The 2,061-nt window shown below is 68.9% G+C and carries 2 protein-coding genes; one reads left to right on the top strand and one right to left on the bottom strand.

What is annotated here, in order from left to right:
* Nucleotides 1-142: 142 nt before the first annotated feature.
* On the top strand, nt 143-385 hold the full coding sequence (locus VML93_RS04630) for a hypothetical protein (protein ID WP_325608150.1): 243 nt from the start codon (nt 143-145) through the stop codon (nt 383-385).
* 135 nt (nt 386-520) lie between these two features.
* Here VML93_RS04630 and sucB read toward each other — a convergent pair.
* On the bottom strand, nt 521-2,061 hold a 1,541-nt coding region (sucB, locus tag VML93_RS04625), incomplete at its 5' end, for a 2-oxoglutarate dehydrogenase, E2 component, dihydrolipoamide succinyltransferase (RefSeq protein ID WP_325608148.1).

The raw sequence follows: 2,061 nt of genomic DNA, 5'->3' as shown, positions 1-2,061 counted from the left end.
CAAGTCAGCATTGCCGCCCGGTCACGCAGGCCCGGTGACCACCACGGAATGTCGACACGCACCCAGTAGGTTAGCCAGGCCGAACCACCCATACTCCGCGGTGGTTGGGTTGTCCCGGTCAGCAACGCGAATACAGGGCTGCGTGCGCTTCGGCCGGGCGCGGCAGCCCGAAGCACTCGGACTGTCCCGTTCGGTGGTCGTTGATCCGCACATCGCGAGCAGCGAGCAGTACGTCGACCGGTTGGTCCTTACGGCCGTCGATGCAGGCGAAGCGTTGTCGGTGAAAGCGGCGTCGACCATCGCGATCACCGCAGCCGGGTCGTGGTCGCCGAGCAACTCCCAGCGAGCCTGGGCGTGCGCGTGCGCCGCCTCGTGCTGCGCCTGATCGTTCTCGTCGACGAACCACTTCTTGAGGGCGCACGATCCGGATCACGCGATGGTCGTTGGGGCGCAGTGCCGACACCAGCGCCGATCAGACCGGAAGACCCCGCGATGGCGATGACCGTGTTGGGCACGGTGGTCAAAGCCCCAGGTCGGCTTCGAATGCCCCCTCTTCGAGTCGCCGTTTGACCGTGGCCAGGAACCGTCCCGCGTCCGCGCCGTCGATCAGCCGGTGGTCATAGGTCAACGGTAGGTAGCACACCGAAAGCACACCGATCGACTCGTTGCCGTTGCTGTCGATGACAACCCGCGGGCGCTTGACGATGGCGCCGGTGCCCAGCATGGCGGCCTGCGGCGGAACCAGGATCGGGGTGTCGAACAGCGCCCCCTGGCTGCCGATGTTGGTGATGGTGAAGGTGCCACCGGACAACTCGTCGGGCTTGAGCTTGCCCGAGCGGGCGCGCGCGGCGATGTCGGCGATCGCGCGGGCCAGCCCGGCCAACGACAGGTCGCCGGCATTGTGGATCACCGGGGAGAGCAGGCCCTGGTCGGTGTCGACCGCGAAGCCGATGTGCTCGGCGTCGTAGTAGGTGATCTCCTTGGCGTCCTCGTTGTAGCTGGCATTGATGTTCGGGTGCGTCTTGAGCGCGTCGATGGCGGCCCAGACGAAGAACGGCAGGAACGTCAAGTTGACGCCTTCCCGCTCGGCGAACTGCGCCTTCGCCCGCGCGCGCAGCGCCACGATCTTCGTCACGTCCACTTCGAAGGTCTGCGTGAGTTGCGCGGTCCCCTGGAGGGATTCGCGGGTCTTCTTCGCGGTGAGCTGCCGGATCCGGTTGACCTTCTGGCTGGTGCCGCGCAGGTGCGCCAGCGCCGGGGCCGGAATGGGCGCTGCGCGTGCCGCGGAGGCCGCCGCGGCCGGAGCCTCCTTGGCCGGTTCGACAGCCGGCGGCGCCTTGGCCGACTCGGCGGCGGCCAGCACATCTTGCTTGCGGATGCGGCCACCGACGCCGGTTCCCTTAACAGTCGCCAGGTCGATGTTGTTCTCGTTGGCCAGTTTTCGCACCAGCGGAGCAGCATACGGACCGCTGTTGGCCGACGGCGCCGATGCGGCGCGGGCGGCTGCCGGTCGTGGTTGGGGTGCCGGTTTGGGCTCGGGTTTGGGTGCCGATTTCGGCTCGGGGGCCGGTTCGGGCTTGGGCTCCGGGGCCGGCTCGGGCTCTGGCTCGGGTGCGGGTTGCTCGGCCGCCGCGGCCCCCGGCTCGCCGATCTTGCCCAGCTCGCCGCCCACCGCGACCGTGTCGTCTTCCCCGGCGGTGATGCTCAGCAACGTCCCGGCCACCGGCGATGGGACCTCGGTGTCGACCTTGTCGGTCGACACCTCGAGCAGCGGCTCGTCGACCTCGACTGAGTCGCCGACCTTCTTCAGCCACCGCGTCACGGTGCCCTCGGAGACCGATTCGCCGAGCTCGGGCATCAGCACCGGCGTCGGCGGGGCTTCCGGCTTGGACACCGGCTTCGGTTCCGGGGCCGGTTCGGGTTCAGCCTCGGCGGTTGGTTCTTGACTGGCCGGCTCTTCCTTTTCGGCCGGTGCCCCGCCGCCGCCCTCGCCCTCCTCGCCGATGACCGCGAGCTCGCCACCCACTGCAACGGTGTCGTCCTCCTGGGCGACGATCCTGG

This window comes from Mycobacterium sp., assembly GCF_035499775.1.
Taxonomy (GTDB): Bacteria; Actinomycetota; Actinomycetes; order Mycobacteriales; family Mycobacteriaceae; genus Mycobacterium.
This window is presented reverse-complemented; position numbering and strand designations above follow the sequence as displayed.